General features: G+C 64.9%; 22 protein-coding genes. 10 read left to right on the top strand and 12 right to left on the bottom strand.

Translation table 11 applies throughout. The features are described from left to right. The first annotated feature begins 79 nt into the window (after positions 1 to 79). A complete protein-coding gene (locus IIB36_07350; protein MCH7531572.1) occupies positions 80 to 1675 on the top strand; it encodes an amidase in 1596 nt (531 codons plus the stop codon). On the opposite strand, the gene IIB36_07355 is transcribed toward IIB36_07350, so the two are convergent. Next, entirely contained in the window at positions 1572 to 2576 is a 1005-nt protein-coding gene (locus tag IIB36_07355; protein ID MCH7531573.1) for an alpha/beta fold hydrolase, read from the bottom strand. The two genes, IIB36_07350 and IIB36_07355, sit on opposite strands and share 104 nt — an antisense overlap. A gap of 143 nt (positions 2577 to 2719) precedes the next feature. On the opposite strand from IIB36_07355, the gene IIB36_07360 reads away from it, so the two are divergent. After that, positions 2720 to 3202, top strand: coding sequence for a diguanylate cyclase (locus tag IIB36_07360; GenBank protein MCH7531574.1), 483 nt, complete (start codon positions 2720 to 2722; stop codon positions 3200 to 3202). Positions 3203 to 3294: 92 nt separating this feature from the next. On the opposite strand, the gene IIB36_07365 is transcribed toward IIB36_07360, so the two are convergent. Together IIB36_07365 and IIB36_07370 are read right to left on the bottom strand one after the other, a co-directional pair. After that, the gene (locus tag IIB36_07365) at positions 3295 to 3825 is read right to left on the bottom strand and encodes a transporter (protein ID MCH7531575.1); all 531 of its coding nucleotides are present in this window, start codon (positions 3823 to 3825) and stop codon (positions 3295 to 3297) included. Then, positions 3822 to 4334, bottom strand: coding sequence for a DinB family protein (locus IIB36_07370; protein ID MCH7531576.1), 513 nt, complete (start codon positions 4332 to 4334; stop codon positions 3822 to 3824). Before IIB36_07370 ends, IIB36_07365 begins: the two co-directional genes overlap by 4 nt. Positions 4335 to 4450: 116 nt before the next feature. On the opposite strand from IIB36_07370, the gene IIB36_07375 reads away from it, so the two are divergent. Continuing rightward, on the top strand, positions 4451 to 5356 hold the full coding sequence (locus IIB36_07375; GenBank protein MCH7531577.1) for an alpha/beta hydrolase: 906 nt from the start codon (positions 4451 to 4453) through the stop codon (positions 5354 to 5356). On the opposite strand, the gene IIB36_07380 is transcribed toward IIB36_07375, so the two are convergent. Together IIB36_07380 and IIB36_07385 are read right to left on the bottom strand one after the other, a co-directional pair. Further along, a complete protein-coding gene (locus IIB36_07380) occupies positions 5353 to 5712 on the bottom strand; it encodes a cupin domain-containing protein (GenBank protein MCH7531578.1) in 360 nt (119 codons plus the stop codon). The two genes, IIB36_07375 and IIB36_07380, sit on opposite strands and share 4 nt — an antisense overlap. A 185-nt stretch (positions 5713 to 5897) precedes the next feature. Then, on the bottom strand, positions 5898 to 6146 hold the full coding sequence (locus IIB36_07385) for a hypothetical protein (GenBank protein ID MCH7531579.1): 249 nt from the start codon (positions 6144 to 6146) through the stop codon (positions 5898 to 5900). 68 nt (positions 6147 to 6214) lie between these two features. Here IIB36_07385 and IIB36_07390 point away from each other — a divergent pair, with 68 nt between their 5' ends. Beyond that, positions 6215 to 7192, top strand: coding sequence for an alkaline phosphatase family protein (locus IIB36_07390; GenBank protein ID MCH7531580.1), 978 nt, complete (start codon positions 6215 to 6217; stop codon positions 7190 to 7192). Between the two features lie 149 nt (positions 7193 to 7341). Here the strand turns inward: IIB36_07390 and IIB36_07395 are convergent, their stop codons facing one another. Both IIB36_07395 and IIB36_07400 read right to left on the bottom strand, forming a co-directional pair. Beyond that, positions 7342 to 7575, bottom strand: a complete 234-nt coding sequence (locus tag IIB36_07395) for a hypothetical protein (GenBank protein MCH7531581.1) — start codon at positions 7573 to 7575, stop codon at positions 7342 to 7344. Positions 7576 to 7624: 49 nt separating this feature from the next. Continuing rightward, on the bottom strand, positions 7625 to 8860 hold the full coding sequence (locus tag IIB36_07400; GenBank protein ID MCH7531582.1) for a DEAD/DEAH box helicase: 1236 nt from the start codon (positions 8858 to 8860) through the stop codon (positions 7625 to 7627). A 205-nt stretch (positions 8861 to 9065) separates the two neighbouring features. Between IIB36_07400 and IIB36_07405 the strand changes: the two genes are divergently transcribed. Together IIB36_07405 and IIB36_07410 are read left to right on the top strand one after the other, a co-directional pair. Next, a complete protein-coding gene (locus IIB36_07405) occupies positions 9066 to 9560 on the top strand; it encodes a low molecular weight phosphotyrosine protein phosphatase (GenBank protein MCH7531583.1) in 495 nt (164 codons plus the stop codon). Between the two features lie 9 nt (positions 9561 to 9569). Continuing rightward, positions 9570 to 10454, top strand: coding sequence for a fructosamine kinase family protein (locus IIB36_07410; GenBank protein ID MCH7531584.1), 885 nt, complete (start codon positions 9570 to 9572; stop codon positions 10452 to 10454). On the opposite strand, the gene IIB36_07415 is transcribed toward IIB36_07410, so the two are convergent. Next, entirely contained in the window at positions 10451 to 11653 is a 1203-nt protein-coding gene (locus tag IIB36_07415) for a pyridoxal phosphate-dependent aminotransferase (GenBank protein MCH7531585.1), read from the bottom strand. The genes IIB36_07410 and IIB36_07415 overlap by 4 nt on opposite strands. A gap of 112 nt (positions 11654 to 11765) precedes the next feature. On the opposite strand from IIB36_07415, the gene IIB36_07420 reads away from it, so the two are divergent. From IIB36_07420 to IIB36_07430, 3 genes are read left to right on the top strand one after another with little or no spacing between them, the layout of a single operon-like run. Further along, positions 11766 to 12344 carry a DsbA family protein gene (locus IIB36_07420; GenBank protein MCH7531586.1) on the top strand — a complete coding sequence of 193 codons (579 nt, stop codon included), beginning with the start codon at positions 11766 to 11768 and terminating at the stop codon, positions 12342 to 12344. A gap of 41 nt (positions 12345 to 12385) precedes the next feature. Then, complete coding sequence (locus IIB36_07425; protein ID MCH7531587.1) at positions 12386 to 12688, top strand: hypothetical protein; 303 nt, start codon at positions 12386 to 12388, stop codon at positions 12686 to 12688. Positions 12689 to 12701: 13 nt separating this feature from the next. Continuing rightward, on the top strand, positions 12702 to 14237 hold the full coding sequence (locus IIB36_07430) for a DbpA RNA binding domain-containing protein (GenBank protein ID MCH7531588.1): 1536 nt from the start codon (positions 12702 to 12704) through the stop codon (positions 14235 to 14237). 140 nt (positions 14238 to 14377) lie between these two features. On the opposite strand, the gene IIB36_07435 is transcribed toward IIB36_07430, so the two are convergent. The 4 genes from IIB36_07435 to IIB36_07450 form a co-directional block, all read right to left on the bottom strand. After that, on the bottom strand, positions 14378 to 14668 hold the full coding sequence (locus tag IIB36_07435; protein MCH7531589.1) for an HU family DNA-binding protein: 291 nt from the start codon (positions 14666 to 14668) through the stop codon (positions 14378 to 14380). Positions 14669 to 15095: 427 nt separating this feature from the next. Continuing rightward, positions 15096 to 15299, bottom strand: coding sequence for a hypothetical protein (locus IIB36_07440; protein MCH7531590.1), 204 nt, complete (start codon positions 15297 to 15299; stop codon positions 15096 to 15098). Between the two features lie 87 nt (positions 15300 to 15386). Further along, complete coding sequence (gene infA, locus IIB36_07445; protein ID MCH7531591.1) at positions 15387 to 15602, bottom strand: translation initiation factor IF-1; 216 nt, start codon at positions 15600 to 15602, stop codon at positions 15387 to 15389. A gap of 75 nt (positions 15603 to 15677) precedes the next feature. Then, positions 15678 to 18059, bottom strand: a complete 2382-nt coding sequence (locus IIB36_07450; GenBank protein MCH7531592.1) for a carbohydrate binding family 9 domain-containing protein — start codon at positions 18057 to 18059, stop codon at positions 15678 to 15680. Between the two features lie 296 nt (positions 18060 to 18355). Here IIB36_07450 and nudC point away from each other — a divergent pair. Then, positions 18356 to 19097 (top strand): NAD(+) diphosphatase (gene nudC / locus IIB36_07455; protein ID MCH7531593.1); only part of this gene is annotated, 742 nt, incomplete at its 3' end.

A 19097-nucleotide genomic window follows, 5' to 3' on the forward strand; every position in this document is an offset into this window, starting at 1 on the left:
GGAGGATGGTACACCATGTGGACGAACGGTGAGACCCCGATCGGTTTGGCACCGGCCTGAGGGAATCGACCGCCCGGCGATGACCCACGACGAGTACCTCCGACATGACGCGACCGCGCTCGCCGAAATTGTGCGCGCAGGTGACGTCACGGCGACCGAGCTTCTGGAGATCGCACTCGCGCGCATCGACTCCCTGAATCCGAAGCTGAACGCAGTAGTGCGTCTGATGGACGACGCGCGAGACGCGGCCGCGCGCGCGGAAGTCTTCGGCGTGTTCGGTGGAGTGCCGTTCCTGGCCAAGGACCTGATAAGCTCCTACGCGGGGCACCCAACCTCGGGGGGCAGCCGCTTACTGAAGGACTTCGTGATCGACCACGACACGGAGCTCGCGAGCCGCGTGCGCAAGACCGGAGTCACTATCGCCGGCAAGACCAACCTTCCCGAGTGGGGCCTGATGCCGTACACGGAGTCCGAGCTGTGGGGCCCGTGCCGGAACCCATGGGATACAGGACGAACTCCTGGCGGCTCGAGCGGCGGCTCGGCAGCCGCCGTCGCCGCCGGAATCGTCCCGATGGCGGGCGGCGGTGACGGAGGTGGCTCGATCCGGATCCCCGCGTCGTGCTGCGGGCTCTTCGGCCTCAAGCCCACTAGAGGCCGTACCCCTACCGGACCAGACTACGGACAACTCTGGAGGGGCGCGGTCGTCGAACACGTGCTCACCCGGTCAGTGCGGGACAGCGCAGCGATGCTCGACGCCACCCACGGCCCAGACGTGGGCGCCCCGTACGAGATTCCACCACCGGAGCGTCCGTTCTCTTCCGAGGTCGGGCGCGATCCGGGACGTCTGCGCATCGCGTGGACGACCGAGCCGACGGTAGGTTCCTCGGTGGACGCCGAGTGTATCGCGGCGGTCGAGCAGACGGTCGCGCTGTTGGAGGAGCTAGGCCACGAGCTCGTTCCGGCCGCTCCTTCCGTCGACGGGCCTGCGTTCGCCCGCGCCTTCATGGTGATGGTCGCGGCCGAATTGGGTGCTGACCTCGCCGAGGCCGAGATCGTGCTGGGGCGGAAGCCGAAGCCCTCCCAGCTCGAGCCGCTCACTTGGGCGCTCGGCTTGGTCTCGAACGCGCTCTCGGCCCGCGAATTCGCGACGGCGCTTCGCGTCCAGGAACGCGTCGGGCGCGACGTCGGGCGCTTCTTCGTCGACTACGACGCGCTACTCACGCCGACCCTGGCGACGCCGCCTCCGGAGATCGGGGAGTTGGCACCGTCATCCGCGGAGCAGACGCAGTTGAAGATCCTGGGTAGGGTAGGGTCGGGTCAGTTGATCAAGACGCTCGGACTCTTAGACGAGATGGCCAACGAGGCCTTCGAGTTCACACCCTGGACGCCCATCTACAACATCACTGGGCAGCCCGCGATGTCTGTTCCGCTCTACAGCACCGAAGCCGGGCTCCCCATCGGCGTGCACTTCGCCGCCCGTTTCGGGGACGAGGCCTCGCTGCTCAGGCTGGCCGGCCAACTCGAGCGGGCGCGGCCCTGGTTCGACCGTCTGCCCGAGTTGGCCACCAGCATCACCCCCCCGGGTCGCCGGGGAATCGGCGCTGCAGGCTCGGTATCAGGCGGAGGAAGTCCAGAATCGATCGAGCTATCTCGTCAGTCGTACCGGGCGACATGATATCTCCCGCGATCACGTGCCGCGCCGGGTCCTCGGACCCCGAGATCTCTACGAGCTGCTTGTGCGAGCTCCCAAACCGCCCGAACGCCAGTCGGGTCTCTTCCGAATCGACCACCGCGTCCTCCCGGGAGTAAGCGACGAGGATCGGCACCGTCACGCCGTCGAGCGGCATCGTGCGGACGTGCTCGACCAGCGCCATCATCGGGAGCAAAGCCGACGTCGGGTAGCATACGGTCCAGTGCAGCTCCTGCTCCGCGTTCTCCGGTTCGAAGCACCGCTCTGCACCGATGATCAGACGGGCGATCTGGCCACCCCACGGCCAGAGCAGTATGCGCGACCACTTGTCCCGCGGATGGAAGTTCGGAGAGATGACGGCAAGCGCCGCGACGCGCCCGGCGGCTTCCGGGCGGGCCGCTGCCCAGACAGCGAGCGTGCCCCCGGTCGAGGTGCCGACGAGCACCACGCGCTCCCCGAGCGCGGCGCCCACCGCGACCGCCTCGGCAGCATCGTCCATCCACGCTTCCACTGTCGCTTCGGCCATCGCGGCCCCGTCCCGACCGTGCCCGCTCAGCCTCGTGTAGAAAACGTTCGCGCCCAAAGGCTGCGCGATTCGACTCAATAACGGATCTACCTCGTGGCGGTCCGCCGAGTAGCCGTGGAAATAGACCAGCGCTATGGGGGTCCTGGTGCGCGTCTCAGCATCCGCCCACACCACCGCTTTCGCCTCCCCCGGGCGTAGATTGGACACGCTCGACTCGCGTCGGGAGAGGTACGCATCGACGTCCGAGCCGATCTCCGGCTCGTTCCACCGCTCCTCGAAGCGGGTCCGTGGACCGACAAGAACAACGAGCGCGGCCGCCGTAAATACGGCGGCCATGACTCTCCACCGTCGCTTCTTCATCGGTTTAGTCCATCGGGGTCACAGAAGGAAGGCAAACGGTACCGGGGCACAGTGTCACCAGCAACGGGCTCGCCGCGGCTCTGGCGAGCCCTGGACCGTCCCCTCACGTTGTGTGCGAACGTCCCCCTGCATGGATGCAGCTCATGACTGAGGGCAAGATGAGAGATCAGGCGATCGGCCACCCGGCGCTCACCGACCCTCCGACCGCCCTCGCCAACCGGCTGCACTTCGAACTGGTGTACAGCTACCTCTTCGAAGCGGGCGACCGTGGCGTGGCGCTGACCGTATTGTTGCTCTCGTTCGGGACCGACGAATTCGAATCGAGCGATCCCGAGACCCTACGCACGCTCGGCGGGCGGATCCAGGACACGACGCGGACCGCCGATCTGGCGGCACACTTGGGTCACGGGCGTTTCGTCGTTCTCCTCTTCAGCACCAACATCGCGGGCGGCCGAATCGCCGCAGACCGCGTCGAAGAGGCGGTGGGCGAGCTCGATCTCGGACGAGTGTCGATCGGTCTCGCGATGTATCAGCAGGGTATGAAGGACCCATCCGAGTTGCTCGAGGCTGCAGACCGCGCATTGCGTGCCGCGGAGGAGGCTGGGGGAGGAGTGGAGCTGGCGTAGAAGGGTCCAGCAGCCCGTGGTGCGCGACGCCCACACCGAGGAACCAACGTCGGCTATCGGTATCGATGCCCCAGTTCAGATCCAATTGGGTGTCAGCGTCCGACGCATAGGCAAGGCCCGACGTCGTCGAACGGGAAACTGTAGCCGGCATTGAGCGCAAGCCCGAGCGCGTCGGTGAGCGCGAATTCCCCGACCAGCGTGGCCGCACCGCTCGCCTTGCGCGACGAGAAAGCCTCCGAGCCGACCGGGAGCGTGGTGGCGAGCACCGTCGAAATGCGCGGGCCGTCTCCGCCTAACAGGGACACCTTCAGCCCCACAGCCGGATCCGGTGCCCCCAGGTCCTCGTCCCTGATCACGATCGAGCCAGGCAGGACGCGGATCTCGATTCCGCCAACGCCGTAGCATACCAGGCTTTGACCGAACGTGGAGGCGTCGGCGCCCCTACCGGGAGAGGCCTCGATTCCGACCTCTAGCTGGACGACACCCGGGCCTACGACGTGGGCGCCATCGCCCAGTCCCGGCCGGTCCGGTAGTATCGTCTCCGCCACTTCCTGCGCGCCGGAGGGGGTCGCAACGCTGACCACCGCGCCGCAAAGGAGAAGTATCGACGAGCTCCGGATCACCAGTGGCCCGCGTAGCCCAGCGAGTAGTCTGAGAGCTCCGCGGCTAGGTACTGCCGGTGCAGGCGGTTCAACTGACGCACATGGATGAAGTCGTGCGCCAGCCAAGAGGTCAGCACACCGCCCGCAGGCAAGGGACCCGCGCTCGGATGGTTGTAGACCCGCGACCAATCGGGCTGATCCAGCCCTTCGAGCCAACGTAGGGACCGCGCCCGCCGCGTCATCAGCCGCTCCACGGATTGGCGCAGCTCGCGTGAGTTGTACTGCCGGTCTCGTGCCCACACCTCCGGATCGATCGGGGGCCATGGCTCCCCGGGGCGGTGGAGCGTGAGGTCGAGCCGGTAACGGAAGTCCTCTACTTCCTCATCCGCGAGATGGTTCACGACCTCGAGGATAGACCACTTGTCTCTGGCTGGCTTCCACCGCGCCTGCTCCTTGCTCACCCCTCGCGTGAGCGCGTCGAAGACGTCGGCGTTTGCGCGCAGGCGTTCGATGATGTCGTGTACTCGCACCGACCCTCCTCCTGGATCGGTGAAAGTTCACGCCCGGTCTCACTGTCCGCTAGAAGGCTTATTGTCACGGAGTTCCCATGAAGAGACCTCCCACGTTCCTCATGCTCTCATTGCTCATGGCAAGCACCCCTGCATCGAGCCAGACCCTGCCGGAAGGAGTCGAAAGGATCCGAATTCCGGTCGGAGACATGGTCTTCGACGCGCTCGCGGCCGGGCCGGAAGACGGTGAGCTCGTCTTGCTCTTACACGGTTTCCCGCAGTCCAGCTATCTCTACCGGAAACAGCTTCCGGTGCTCGCTGCGCAGGGATTCCGGGCAGTCGCGCCCGATCAGCGCGGCTACTCACCGGACGCCCGCCCGCCGGAAGTTTCAGATTACGCGATGGGCGACCTCGTCGGTGACGTGCTGGGCATGGCGACCGCACTCGGTGCCGAACGCTTCCACCTCGTGGGTCACGACTGGGGCGGCGCGGTAGCGTGGGTCGTCGGCTCAGCAGCGCCGCAGCGGGTGCGCTCGCTCGTTGCGCTCTCGACACCGCATGTCAGCGCGTTCGGTCGGGCGCTGGCCGAGGCTGGGGGGGAGCAGGCCCAAGCGTCATCATACTTTGCGGCCTTCCGCGCGGAAGGCTCCGAACGCCGCTTTCTCGAGAACGATGCGGCGCACTTCAAGGAGCTCCTCGGTCGGTGGGGCGGCATGCCCGAGGCCGACATCGAGACCTACCTCGATATCCTCGGGACCGAGGAGGCACTCGGTGCGGCACTGAACTGGTACCGGGCGGGAACGGGCGGCCCGACCCCCGCGACCCCACCACCACCCGCGATCGTGACCGTGCCCACACTGTACGTGTGGAGCACGAACGACGCCGCCTTCACGCGCGCCACCGCAGAAGCGTCCGCGGAGTTCGTCACCGGACCGTATCGCTTCGAGATCCTCGAAGGCATCAGCCACTGGATCGCCGAGGAAGCGCCGGAGCGCCTCAGCGAGTTGCTAGTCGAGCACCTTCAGCAGTGGCGGGGGCACTAGCACTCTACGAGTTGGATCGTGTCCGGACCGTTGGGAACGACACAGATGAACTCGAACGACTCCGCGCCTTCGTCTGCCTGGTACATGTGCGGGACCCCGGCCGGGATGTATACCACGTCGCCTTCCTTCACATGATGCACATCGTCGCCGATTTGAACACGCGCGCTTCCGCGCAGGACGTACTGTTCGTGCTCGACGGTGTTCGTGTGCATCGGCATGCCGCCGCCGGGCTCCATGATGAAGCGCCGCATGGCGAAGTTGGGTCCCTGCTCGGGTCCGATGAGCACCTGAGTCGTGGTCCCCGTGCCCGCCTTCACTTCCACGGCCGGAACGGTATCGACATGTCGTACGGACATCGGATGCCTCGCCTCGTTAGACGGTTCTTGAAGTAGAAACGTGGACAATCTATGGTGTAAGTCCGCGCGAAACGACTCCATCGGGTCGGTCCTGGTGGCGCGTAACGCGGGCAGAAAACTAGACACCGCGGCGACGCTCATGAGCACGAGCGACGCGATCGACAAGACCAGAGGATCGCGCGCGCTCACCTCGAACATGAAGGCTTCGAGCGCACTGCTGAGCGAGAGAGCCAGCACCACACCCGCTGCTGACGCGCCACGAGGTGTGACAACACGCCGTACGGTCCGAGACCGTCCAAGAGCACGGCCAGACCACCGAAGACGGAGAGCAGCAGAGCGGCGAAGCGCTCCTGAGCGATCCCCGCGCCGATGACTTCGCCGAGTGTCTGCGGTTGGAAGACGACCAACTCCGGATCGCCGTCGACCTTGACCATTGCATCGGATAAGCGGAGCCCCACAATGTGAGGGGCATACCAACCGTCGGCACAACCTGGAGCAACCTTTGAGCAGACTCTCTGATGCCGCCCGCCTGAGCGCCACACTCCTCCTCGCCCTGAGCGCGGCGTGCGCACCCGCCGAACCGCCGGCGGAAACGGTGGCGACATCGGCCACGTCGGTGACTCGGGCCGACAACGCGGACGCGCTCACACGCAAAGTACTGGTGATCGGGATCGACGGTATTCGACCGGACGTGCTCGCGGAGGTCGCCACGCCCAACCTGGACGCCCTCGCGGCCGAGGGGACCTTCACTGCCACGGCTCGGACCGGGTATCCCTCCGTGAGCGGCCCGGGATGGTCCTCCTTCTTGAGCGGCGTGTGGCCGGAGAAACACGGAGTGACCGACAACGAGTTCGGTGGCAAGCGGTACGACCTCTATCCCGACTTCCTGACGCGCATCGAGCAGGTGCGGCCGGAGCTGTCCACCTTCGTAGTGGCAGACTGGTTGCCTCTCGTACAGCAGGAAGACGGCATGCCCACGGTGAGCGACGCCGTCGACGTCCGTCACGTCCTAGACGGATACGAGCTCGGTTGGGCCGAGGCCGATAGCCGGTCCGTGGAATTGGCTACGGAGCACCTGGCGACAGCGGACCCCGACGCGCTCTTTGTCTACTTGGGCAATCCGGACGAGACGAGTCACCAGCACCGCTCGATCGGCGCCGAATACCGAGAGGCGGTGGCGCTGGCGGACCGCCACGTCGGTCAGCTCGTCGCGGCGGTGCGCGCCAGGGCTACATACGACACCGAGAACTGGCTGATCATCTCCAGCACCGATCATGGACGGACGTCCAACGGCGGGCACGGCGGAGATTCCGACGAGGAGCGTACGATCTACCTGCTCGTGAGCGGTCCCTCCGCGAAGCGCGGCCCGCTGTCCCAGCCGGCGTTCATCGTCGATGTCTCCGTGACCGCCCTCGTGCACCTGGGCATCAGCATCGATCCCTCCTGGCAGCTCGACGGCAAACCGGTTGGGATCCGCTAGCTTCGCTCTAGGGCGACCTATTGCTCTTCCATGGACCTCGTGCCCGAGGGCCTCGAGCCCGTGGACGATCCCCGTGACGTGCTCCCGCCCTTTCGTCTCCATCTGGATGACGATCCCCGCTGGACGGCCGCCATGTCGGCCCGGCCGGATCAGCCCCTCGGTCCCCACAACTGATCGAGGAGCTGCTGCTCGGTGTGATCCTGGACGTCACCGTCGGCTTCCGGCTGGAGCTCATGCGTCGCCTCGAGAGCGTAGGAACCGCCGAAGTCTTCCACCGCGATCGAATGCTCGCGGTTCCGACGGAAGCCGACCTCGTTCAATGCCCTCGAGTCGAAGTTGAGGTCCACACTCTGATACGATGTGCCGTAACGTCGGAGAATCATGCCGTGCCTCGATCGGGGGCGCGCAGAGCACCGGTTGGGAACGGTGGCATCAGGACCCGGGGTTGAGCAGCGCTTCCAGTTCTTCGGGCGTCAACTCGTCGGCTGCCTTGGAACCCATGCCGTGGGGCGACCGGGACTTGCGCCCGCGCCGTGCGGCCGAACGCGACTCGGTCTGAGGCGTTCCCGCGTAGTCGAACTCGGGAAGGTGAATCTTCTCCACGCTTCGACCCAAGCGATGCTCCAAACTCTTCAGCGCGCCGAGATCCGAAGCGGTCACGAGCGTGACCGCAGTCCCGGTCGCCCCCGCGCGACCCGTGCGACCGATCCGGTGCACGTAGTCCTCCGGATCGAGCGGGACGTCGTAGTTCACCACGTGGCTGATGCCCTCGACGTCGAGGCCACGCTGCGCGACATCGGTCGCCACTAGCACGCGCACCTTTCCGGTCGCAAAGCGGTCCAGCGCACGGGTCCGATACTTCATCTGACGGTTCGAGTGCATGACGTCGGCCTGGATGCCCTCACGTTGCAAGCGCCCCTCGAGCACATCGGCGCCAGCCTTCGTCCGCGTGAAGATCAGCACCTGGTCCCATCCAGGCTCGTTGATCAGCTTGAGCAGCAAGTCGGGTTTTTTCTCCGGCTTCACCGAGTAGAAAAATTCCTCGATGCCGTCGGCGGTCGTACCGGACGGGGCCGCCTCGATCCACACAGCGTCCTGAGTGAAGCGCAGCGCGAGGTCGTGCACACCGTGCGGCATGGTCGCGCTGAAGAGCATCGTCTGCCGCTTCCTTGGCATACCTCGCAAAACGTCTTCGATCTGAGGCCTGAATCCCATGTCGAGCATTCTGTCGGCCTCGTCCAGCACGAGATAGCCGACTTTGCTCAGGTCCACTCGCCCAGACTGCATGTGGTCGATGAAACGGCCGGGAGTAGCCACGATCACCTCGAAGCCGTCTTCGAGCGCTTTGATCTGGGAGCCGTAGCCCACGCCTCCGAAAATGGCCTCGCTTCGGATGCTCGTGCCTTTCGCAAGCGCCGCCACGTCGTCCGAAACCTGCTGCGCGAGCTCTCGTGTCGGGCACAGCGCGAGCACCTGCAACCCTTCCCCAGCCCGTATGCGCTCCAGGGCCGGAATCATGAACGCCCCCGTCTTCCCCGTGCCCGTTTGCGCGATCCCGACCACGTCCGCGCCGTCTAGGCCCGCAGGGATCGCCTTCACCTGAATCGGCGTCGGCGTCTCCCACCCGAGAGCCTCGATCGCCGCGAGGCGCTCGTCGGAGAGCTTCATGTCTGTGAATCGAGCGATGTCCACTGGGTCTCTCGAAGGCGCAAAGGTCATGCCGAAACCAAGCGCTTCGACACACGTAAGACAGGTGGCAAAAAAAAGGTAACCGGCTTTCTTGCCAAGGGTGTAACACGGCGACAACTTGGCCGCGTCAGAACGTGCTTCGCCTCCACCTGATCACTCGACTCTTACCGGATCCAACCGCCAAATGGACGCGAACGACGCCTCGTCGTCCCGCACATCCGTTCTTTTCGTCTGCCTCGGCAACATTTGTCGATCACCGCTCGCGGAGGGCGTCTTCCGGCACCTCGTTGAGCAGGAAGGGCTAGGAGACCGATTCGAGATCGACTCGGCGGGCACCGGTGCGTGGCACGTCGGGGAGCGCGCGGACGCCCGCTCTACGCTCGTCGCCGAGCAGCACGGAATCGAATTGAATTCCCGCGCGCGGCAGGTGCAGCCGGAAGACTTCGAGCGCTTCGATTACATCATCGCGATGGACCGCGACAACCTGCGCACGCTCGAGCGCATGAGTGAGACCAACGGATCCGGGGCGCACATCGAGCTCCTGCGCATGTACGAAGCAGAACGCGACGGAGACGAGGTTCCCGATCCCTACTACGGGGGGGCGAGCGGCTTCGAGAACGTTTACAAGATGGTCAAGCGGTCCTGTAGGGGTCTGCTCGAGCGGCTGCGCGCCGCCTAGCCGCTTCCGATGCATCTGCTGCCGACTCCGCTGAGACAACAGGTGGAGTCGGCGCTTGGGCACCAGATCACGCGGAGCGTTCTTGCGTCCGGCGGGTGCATCAACAACGGTGCTCGGCTCGATACGCGAGCTGGCGGTTCCTTCTTCTTGAAGTGGAACGACGCGGCACCGCTCGAGATGTTCGAGGCCGAAGCAGATGGGCTGGAGGCGTTGAGGCGCGCGTGCACAGTTCGCGTTCCCGAGCCCCTCGACCGGGGTGGCGGCGACGGCACGTCGCCCTGGCTTCTGCTGGAATACGTGGGCTCAGGAGCGCCAGCGGCCGACTACCCGGAGAGGTTGGGTGCCTCGCTGGCGGAGCTCCACCAAGCCGAGCTCGGGCCACCGTTCGGGTGGGGGCGGGACAACTGGATCGGGTCGCTGGCGCAGGCGAACGAAGAACGGGGTGACTGGGGCGACTTCTGGCGGGACCTGCGAATCGTGCCCCAGTTGCAGCTCGCCCGCTCGAGGGGCTTCTTGAGCGGCGATACCATGGATCGACTAGTCGACGTGATCCCAGACGCTCTGGCTGACGTCGAGCGGGGTGGACTACTGCACGGCGACCTTTGGAGCGGAAACGCCTATGCGACGGTGGACGGAGACCCAGTGATCATCGACCCGGCCGTGTTTCGGGGCGATGGCGAGGTGGATCTGGCGATGACCGAGCTATTTGGAGGCTTCGGGCGCCGCTTCTACGAGGCATACAACGCCGCCCGGCCCATCAGTCGAGAGTACGAGGTGTTCAGGCGTGACCTATACCAGCTCTACTATCTGTTGGTGCACGTGAACCTGTTTGGGGCCTCGTACGAGGGCGGCTCGCTCGCTGCGGCCTCACGCGTCTTGAACGCCTTCGGTTAAGCCGCGGCTCCGGCCGCAACCATCGCGGCGATGCGGCTGAAGGCCTCCTCCAGCACGGCGTCGGACACCGCGAAGCTCATCCGCACCCACCGGTCATCCCCGAACGCCGCCCCAGGAACGAGCGCCACACCCTGCCCCTCGAGTAGACGCGAGCACCACGCTGTAGCGTCCGGGATCTCGTCATCGAAAAAGCCGTCGACGCGAAAGTAGAGGTAGAAGGCTCCGTGCGGGCGGGTGTACGGCACGCCCGGCAACAGTTCGTCCATGCGCGCCGTCACTAGATCCCTCCGACGCGTGAACGCGACGCCCATCTCAGCGATCGACGCCCGCGCCTCTTCGACGTTGGAGAACGCCTCGAGCCCAGCGACTTGAGACGGAGTCGTCGTGTTCGAAGTGATCTGACTCTGGAGCGCCGTGAACTTCTGGGAGACTTCAACGCTCGCGTACGAGAAACCGAGACGCCAGCCCGTCATCGCGTAGCTCTTCGAGACCCCGTCTATGAGCACAAAGTCGCCGAGCGCAGACTCGGGCAGCTCCAAGATGCCCGGCGCAGCGTCGCGGTCCCCATCGTGGTAGATGTTGCGGTAGATCTCGTCGCTGACGAGCCATATGCTCCGGTCGCGCGCCCAGACCGTGATCGCCTCTAGCTCCTCCAGCGAATATACGGCGCCCGTGGGGTTGCACGGCGAGTTGATGATGAGCCCACGCGTGTGCTCGGAACGAGCCGCTTCAAGCTCGTCCGTCGTGACCTTGAAGCCGCTCGACTCTGCCCCAAACACCGCCTTGGGCTCGGCTCGCGCGATGTTGACCTGATCCGGGTACGTGGTCCAATACGGCGCGGCGATGAGGACCTCGTCTCCGGGCCCGAAGAGCGTGAAGATCGTGTTGAAGAGTGCCTGCTTCGCACCCGAAGTCACGACGACTCCGGTCCATTCCAACTCGCGACCCGCTTGCTCACTCAAGTGGGCCGCGATCGCTTTCCGGAGTTCGGGCAGCCCCGCTGGAGGCGTGTATCGTGTCCGGCCGGCGCGTATGCCGTCGATGCCCGCTTTGCAGATGAATTCCGGCGTGTCGAAGTCCGGCTCTCCCCCAGCGAGATTCAGGATGTCTCGGCCTTCGGCCGCCAATGTCTTCGCAAGCATGCTGACCGCGATCGTCGCGGAGGGCTTGAGCTTCTCGACATTCGCACTGAACTGCATCGTGAGCCTCATTGTGTAAGCTGTGAGATCAGAATATGGAGTCGCTGCGTACGGGGAGGAAGCACGCTGCGGGGTGGTCCCGCCACGCAGCCATGAACACCTTTGGTGCGCCATGAACGACCAGAGTCTCCGATTCTTCTTCGACGCTGTCGACCCGCTTTCCTTTGCGATGCACCATGCGCTTAGGACCGCGGAAGAGCAGAGGGACGTTCGTGCGGTGCGTACGCCGATCGAGGGGTACCCAGCCGACGCCCCGCTGACCGACACGCGGGATCCCTTCTGGCAGACGCGTTGGTCCCAGGGTCAGCGACTGGCTGAGAGGATGGGCTTCTCGCTGGTGCGACCCGACCTCGTACCGCGTTCTCGAAAGGCGCACGAGCTACTTCTGCACGCGAAAGGATTCGAGCTCGGACGCCCGGCTCTCGACGCCATATTCGCCGCCTACTTCCTGGAGGGCCGTGACATCGGACGCATTGACGTGCTCGTCGACATCGCGCACTCGCTGGGTCTGGACCTCGCCGAAAGCAAGGCCGTGCTCGACGTGGATCGCTATGAGGCCGACATCCTGAGAGCCCGCCAACAAGCCGTCGAAGCCGGCGTGACATCCGCTCCGGCGCTGGTCACACTCACGAGTACACTTCAGGGCTTCCACAACCAGGCGGCCATCGGCACCTTACTCGACGGCCGTTGAGGGCAGGACGGCCACCGCTACCCGAACCCTACAGTGCGGACATGGCTGGATACCAGCGCAAGACGGCGCTCTCGCCGAGTGAGGTCCTGGCAGAGGCAGAGGAGTTCCTCCCGGAGATGGTGGGCCTCTCGCAGTCGAAAAGCTCCGGCCACAGCGCCACGTACAACGGTGCGGAAGGTTCTGTAACCGTGACCGCACACCGTCATGGACCGTACACGGACGTGGTGGCGAATACTGACCGGCTTCGCACATCCAGGCTGGACTATGAGGTTCAGCGGCTTCTGAACCGCCTTCCGTACGAGCCAGGAGACAGAGGGGGCGCCGGGTCCGGCGAGCCTACCTGAAGTAGCCCGCGACATGGACTCTTTCGAAGAACTCGGGCTCGCACCCGAGCTGGTAGAGGCGCTCGCCCGAGACGGCCTCGAGCAGCCGACGTCGCTCCAGGAGGCAGCACTCCCCGTCATCCGACGAGCGAACAACCTCTTCCTGGCCGCCGGCCCCGGCAGCGGCGTCACGGTCGCGTGGGGTGCAGCGCTGCTGGACCGCGTCGAAGGCGAGGGAGACACGCCCAGGGTGGTCGTCCTCGCCCCTTCCCAAGACCGGGCCGATCAGCTCGCTCAGTCGATGGGTCGGCTTGCGGACAGTGCGGGGCACACGGTCGGGGCCCTCGGCTCTCATTGGGTACTTCCCGAGAGGGCGACGATGCTCTTCGGCACCCCGGCGGACGTGCTTGCTGCCGCGAAAAAGAGCGACATCAACCTCGAAGCCGTCGAGGCGATCGTCGTGGACCAGGCATCCAGCATCGACACCTTCGAGGGAATGGAGGCGACGGAGGCGATCCTCGAGTATCTGCCGAAGGAGGCGCAGCGCGTGGTCGTCGCCCAACCGATAACGCCCGGCGTGTCCAAGTTCCTCGAACGCCACGTGAAGCGTGCAGTCAGGATCCCAGCTGAGGACCGATCGGCGCAGGACGGACCCAAACGTGGCACCGTGCGATTCCGTATCGTTCCAGAGCCTCGTGAAGAGGCCGTGCTGGAGATGGTGAGTCACCTACTCGCCGATGAAGCGCGCCACGTGCTGGTCTTCTGCAGGAACGAAGATCGCGCCGCGGACGTGGGCGATCTGCTGACGCTGCACGGATTCGTGGCCGGCGCCCCAGGTGATGCTTCCGTGCCCGTTTGGCTCGGTGTGGACGCGCTGGCCGCCCGCGCCGAAGTCGGCGCCCACGAAGGCGTGAAGGTCGTGAGTTGCGACGCCCCTACCGACGCGGACGAATTGGATCGCCGGCACGGCGTGTCAGACGGGGGAATCGTCGTGATCCTCGCGCGTGAGGTGGCGCACCTTCGGGCCACGGCCCGCGCTGCTGGCTACACGGTAGTGCCCTTTCCGCCCGCGGTATCCAGCGGCTCCGCCGCGGTCGCCGGCCTCCAGGAGCAGCTCCGAGCCGCGCTGGAAGACGAGGACACGGCTCCCTATTTGTTGGCTCTCGAGCCCCTGTTCGAAGAGCACGACCCGGCTGAGGTGGCCGCTGCCGCGGTCGCGCTGCTCAGGAAGAAGACGCCCCCCACCGCCCCGCCCGCCCCTGAGTCGTCGACTACCGGGGCAGCGGCGCCCGCGTGGGCCAAGCTTTTCTTCGGTGTGGGAGAGCGCGACGGTCTCAGCACGGGCGACCTGCTCGGTGCGATCACGGGCGAAGCCGACGTTCCGGGCACCTCCGTGGGCCGCATCGACATCAAGGAGAGCCACACGCTCGTGGAGGTGCACGCCGAGGTGGCGAGGAAGGTCATCACAGCGCTCAACGGCACCACGATCCGCGGTCGTGCGGTCCGAGCGGATTTCGACAGACCCAGGCGGGGCACCGGCGGCGCCCGAAAGGGGCCGCCACGGCGCTAGCGCGGTCGCGGGTTGGTGGGTAAGCGACCCCGGTAGGAAACACAGAGAGGCCGCGTCACCAAGGAGTGACGCGGCCTCTCTGTGTCAGGCGTGCCAACCGGTGCGGCGCGGGTCAGCCCAGCCTTTCCGCGACGAAGCGCTCAGCCCCCTTTGACCGTGTCCTTGAGTCCCTTACCAGCGCGGAACCCGGGGGTCTTCGTCGCGGTAATGTGGATCGTTTGACCCGTGCGCGGGTTGCGGCCCATGCGCGCCTTGCGGTGTTTGGCTTCGAAGGTGCCGAAACCTGTGATCTGTACGCGGCGATCGCCCCTCAGAGCCGTAGCGATAATGCCATCGCTCGGCGAGAAAAGCGCATCCACAGCCCGCGATGCATCGGCCTTCGTCATGCCGGTTGCCCCGGCGAGGGCGTCCACGAGATCGGACTTGTTCATCTGGCTGCTCCTGTAACAAGAATGGGTTGTCCCGTCACGGCCGAAGCCGCCCTACGTGCAGGCCTGGAGAGCTTTCTCCTAGGAGGTGCCGACCACCTGAAAAGCCGCACTACTCAAGTGTTTCTGCACCCTGCGGGTCACAATTGAACCAACGGTAAGCGACACTTACGGAAGCGTCAAGGGAAAAAACGGCCGAAAGGCCGCGTGTTTCCTAGCTTCCTGGCGGGTCGCGCCCCTCCGATTCGCCGATTTGGCTCCCTGAACCGCAGCCGATTCTCGCCCAGACGGTCATCACCTTGACCGCTGTGGGATACTCGGAGGTCTTCGACAAGTGGTGAGCCCCAACGTCAGCGCCGCGATCCCCATGGCGTCTGTGCTTCTCAGGCCATCGGTGGGGGTCCTTTTCCCTCGAAAGTCGAGCTCGGTCCTACGCCTCCGCCTCACGCTTTTCGCGGTGACGCCGAAACATCGTGAAGAAGAAAAACACGACAGCCGCGATCAGCGCGAACTTAACCGTCATCGCGAACAAGCCCACGATCAAAGCGAAGAGTGGGAACATGATCATGGCGAGCAACTTGATCAGCACTAGCCCGGTCACACCGGCAATCGAAAGCGTAGCGAACGTCCGCATTCTATCCCTCCGAAACCTCTACTATGTTATGTCTGTGTGTGGATCCTTACGCAGGCTGGCACGACGGTGTTTCGTCGTCAAACCCGGCTACTTATATCGGTATGTGACCCGACCGCGGCTGAGGTCGTACGGCGACAGCTCGCACTTCACGCGGTCGCCCTCGAGCACGCGTATGTAGTTCTTACGCATCTTGCCGGAGAGGTAGGCGAGCACCTCGTGTCCGTTCTCTAGTTCTACGCGGAACGTCGCGTTCGGAAGGACCTCACTCACGGTGCCTTCGATTTCGATCGCGTCCTTGCCCACCTAGATCTTCACTTCTTCTGAGGTTGTCGGCACGCGTACCTTACGCACGTCCAACCGAGCGGGAAACACGCTCCGCTACATGCGGAAGCGGTAGCTCAGCTTCACGAAGAGACCGTCCGCCATCGCCCGTACATCCCTGAATCGGAACGACCCCGTGTCCTCCATCTGTCGCGTGTAGCCCACGTAGAAGACTGTGCCGGGTGAGGGTTCGTACGACACGAGCCCCTCGATGTGGAAGTCATAGTCCTCGGAGCCGCTACGCAAGGTGTACTCTCCGTCCCCGTCCACCCGGTACAGCGGCGATCCCGTCGCCGGATCTCGTAGGGCCAAGCGCTTCTGGCTCGAGTACTCGAAGATCCCGCGGACGAAGAGGGAGCGCGTGAACTGGTATTGCGCTCGCACGCGCGGAATGATGGCCGAAGAGACCTCGACTCCGTCGGTCTTGCGCGTGAGCCGCGTCTGCCGGACGCCCAGCTCGGCCACGAGTGAGCGCATCGGGTACAGGTTGAGCGTGACTTCGCCCGAACGTGAATCCGCAGGCTCGACCGCGACGCCGAAGGACCGGTCGAAAACCGGCGTCTCCGAGAACGTGTAGCGGATGTTGCCACGAACACGCTCCCACTTGTTCAGCCAGAGCGACAAGGTGGTCGAGCTCAGCCCACCGAAGAGGGACTGGTCGGGCAGGAAGTCCGAGTACGACCCATCGGGCTGCTCAACCAGCAACCCCTGGTACGCCTCCGGCGCAAAATCGAACATCGACCGTTTGTGGTTGCCCCAGAACGTGATGTTGCCCCTGAAGCCGACCCGCCAACCGAGTTGCGCCTCGCCCTCTTGGAGCCCCTCACCATTCCAAAACGCATCGTGGTCCCAGTAGCCCTTCAAGTCGAGCGAGGGCCCGGCCTCCTGGATCAATGCGCCGCGCTTACCGAACCAGTTGTACGAGAAACGCGAGTTGAACTGGGTGTCACCGATCCGGCGGAAGAAGCCGCTTCCGGCGTTGAAGTCCGCGTCCGTGTCCTCCAGCTCGGCGTTGAAGGAGACCGCCCGTCCGGCCCGCTCGATCTTCGCGCTCAGTAGACTTCCCGTCGCCCGTGACGTCAGGCCGGGATTGTCGGTGAAGCTCGCAGCACCCACCATCGTGAGCGTGTAGCGTTGACCGAGGCGAAGCCGCGCATCCGCACCCGCGACTCTATTGAAGTCGTTAGTCGCGATCGTCCGGTCGGTGTAGACGGCGCCGATGGTAGAGGCAGCGCCCACGTCCTGCCGTACTCGCACCAAGTTCACGAACGTGTTGGGAGCCCCCGCGTCGAACGACTGGTCGATCGCGCCCAGGTAGCCGACGTTCAAGCTACCGAGCTTTCCGGTGAGCTTTGCGCCTGCGATCGGGTTCGCGACTGAGCGCGTATAGATGATCTGCTTCGCCATCCCGAAGATCTCGGTACCCTCCAGGAAGAAGGGCCTCTTCTCGGGGAAGAAGAGGACGAAGCGCTCGTTCACGGCGATTTGGCCTGCGTCCGCTTCGATCTGGCTGAAGTCCGGGTTGTACGTCGCGTCCAGCGTGAGATCGGAGGTCACCCCGTACGTGGCGTTCAGACCGAAGGCCCCGCTCGGGTCCTTCCGCCGGAAGAGGCCGGCACCCGAGTCGTACTCGCCGATTCGCTTCCCGGTCAGCACCGGGTTGAGCTCCATGAAGAGCCCCATGTCGAGGTTTCGCAGCCCGTTGAGCTTGCCGGCCTGCGTCAGCTTGTTCGACACGTCGTCGGTGATGGGGGCCCACGAGCTCTCGAAGCCGCTTCGCTGAATCTTGCGCTGTACGTGCAGCCCCCAGGACTGCTCCTCCGCCTCCGGGAAGCGCAGGCTCTTGAACGGGATACGCAGCTCGACTTGATAGCCCCAATCGGTGATCCTCCCATCGGAGTCCCAGAGGAAATCGGGGTTGTCGTCGATGGGCTGTCCGTAGTTGCCATGACGTCGGCTCGCGCTGCCTCCGCTTTCGTTCCAGATCCCGTCGTGCTGCACACCGAGAGGGTTCACCGTGAATACGTAGGCCCGCCTGGCGTCGTTGAACGTATCGAGAATGAAGCGGACGTAGTCGTCCGAACGCGTGTACGAATCGCGCTCCGCGAGCGTCGCGCGGATCCCGCTAGGGTCGTCATCGAACGCTTTGACCGCAAAGTAGATCGCGTCCGCATCCACGAGGACCCGGACCTCGGTCCTCTGAGAGGCCGCTAGGCCTTCGACCGGCTTGAACTGCGTGAACGAGGTCAGGAGGGCGGCCTGCAGCCATGCGGCGTCGTCGAGGCGACCGTCGATATCGATTCCCGCCCGCTCGACCGCGGGCGTCGTGACCTCGATGTCGTCAGCCCTGCCCGAGTACGTCTTCGCTTCTTTGAAATCGGTCTCACCCGGCCCGATCAGGACCGTGGAGAGCGCGAGCTGAAGCATCGTGAAGTGCATCTATGTCCTTAGGTACATGACGAGCCAGATAATATAGTGTCGTCTTGGAAGACACAGGGAATCACAACTCTGCTGGGCCCGCAAATGGTTGAGTCAGGCCGCTATACTCAGGCTGATGAGCACAAGATCGAAGGCGCGTTTCGGGCGGGTGATGCGTTGACCTGTCCCCGTTGTACAACCGCCCTCGACGTGCGGCCGGTACCCCCCAGGACGGACGTTTCCTATGTGCGCGACCGACTGCTCGTCGTGTGCTCCTCGTGCCACGGCACTCACGTGCTCGACAGGAAGCAGGTGCCGTGAGCGACACCGCCTGGAGCTTCGTGTTCGCCGGACGCCGACTGCTGCTGAAGTCGACAGTGGACGGAGCGACCATTCCCACGTCCCGGGAAGTCGCCGATCTGCTCGACGGGCTCGGGCTGGGCGCCGAGGAGGTCGACGTCGCGCTGCCGGCCGTGAACGCGAGAGACTCACGGCTCCACGCCATCCCTGACGACTTCGAAGCACCCGATGGATTCGAACTGACGGCGCTGCGAGCGACCCACGCGCTCCTGGCCGAGCCATTCTTTCGGGCGGCCGGCACCGCGTGGCAGAAGATCGACTGGGTCCGGACGCATCGCTTCTGTTCGCGCTGTGGGGCGCCGACGGAACGGCACACGGAACATGAAGCGATGGCGTGTGCCGACTGCGGCCAGCTGCACTTCCCGCGCCTCTCCCCTGCGGTCATCGTGCTCATTCAACGCGGGCGGGAGGCGCTCTTGGGGCGCTCCCCACACTTCACTCCGGGAGTGTACTCGACGCTCGCCGGATTCGTGGAGCCCGGAGAGTCGCTCGAGGAATGCGTGCACCGCGAGATCGATGAAGAGGTCGGGGTGCATGTGACCAATCTGCGGTACTTCGGCAGTCAGCCTCATCCCTTCCCGCATTCGCTCATGGTGGGATTCGTCGCCGACTGGGAGTCGGGCGACATCCGACTCGATCCGGAAGAGATGGAAGATGCGCGGTGGTTCACGCCGGAGACGATGCCTAACTTGCCGTATC

The sequence above is a fragment of the Gemmatimonadota bacterium genome (assembly GCA_022560615.1).
Lineage (GTDB): Bacteria > Gemmatimonadota > Gemmatimonadetes > Longimicrobiales > Gaopeijiaceae > UBA1138.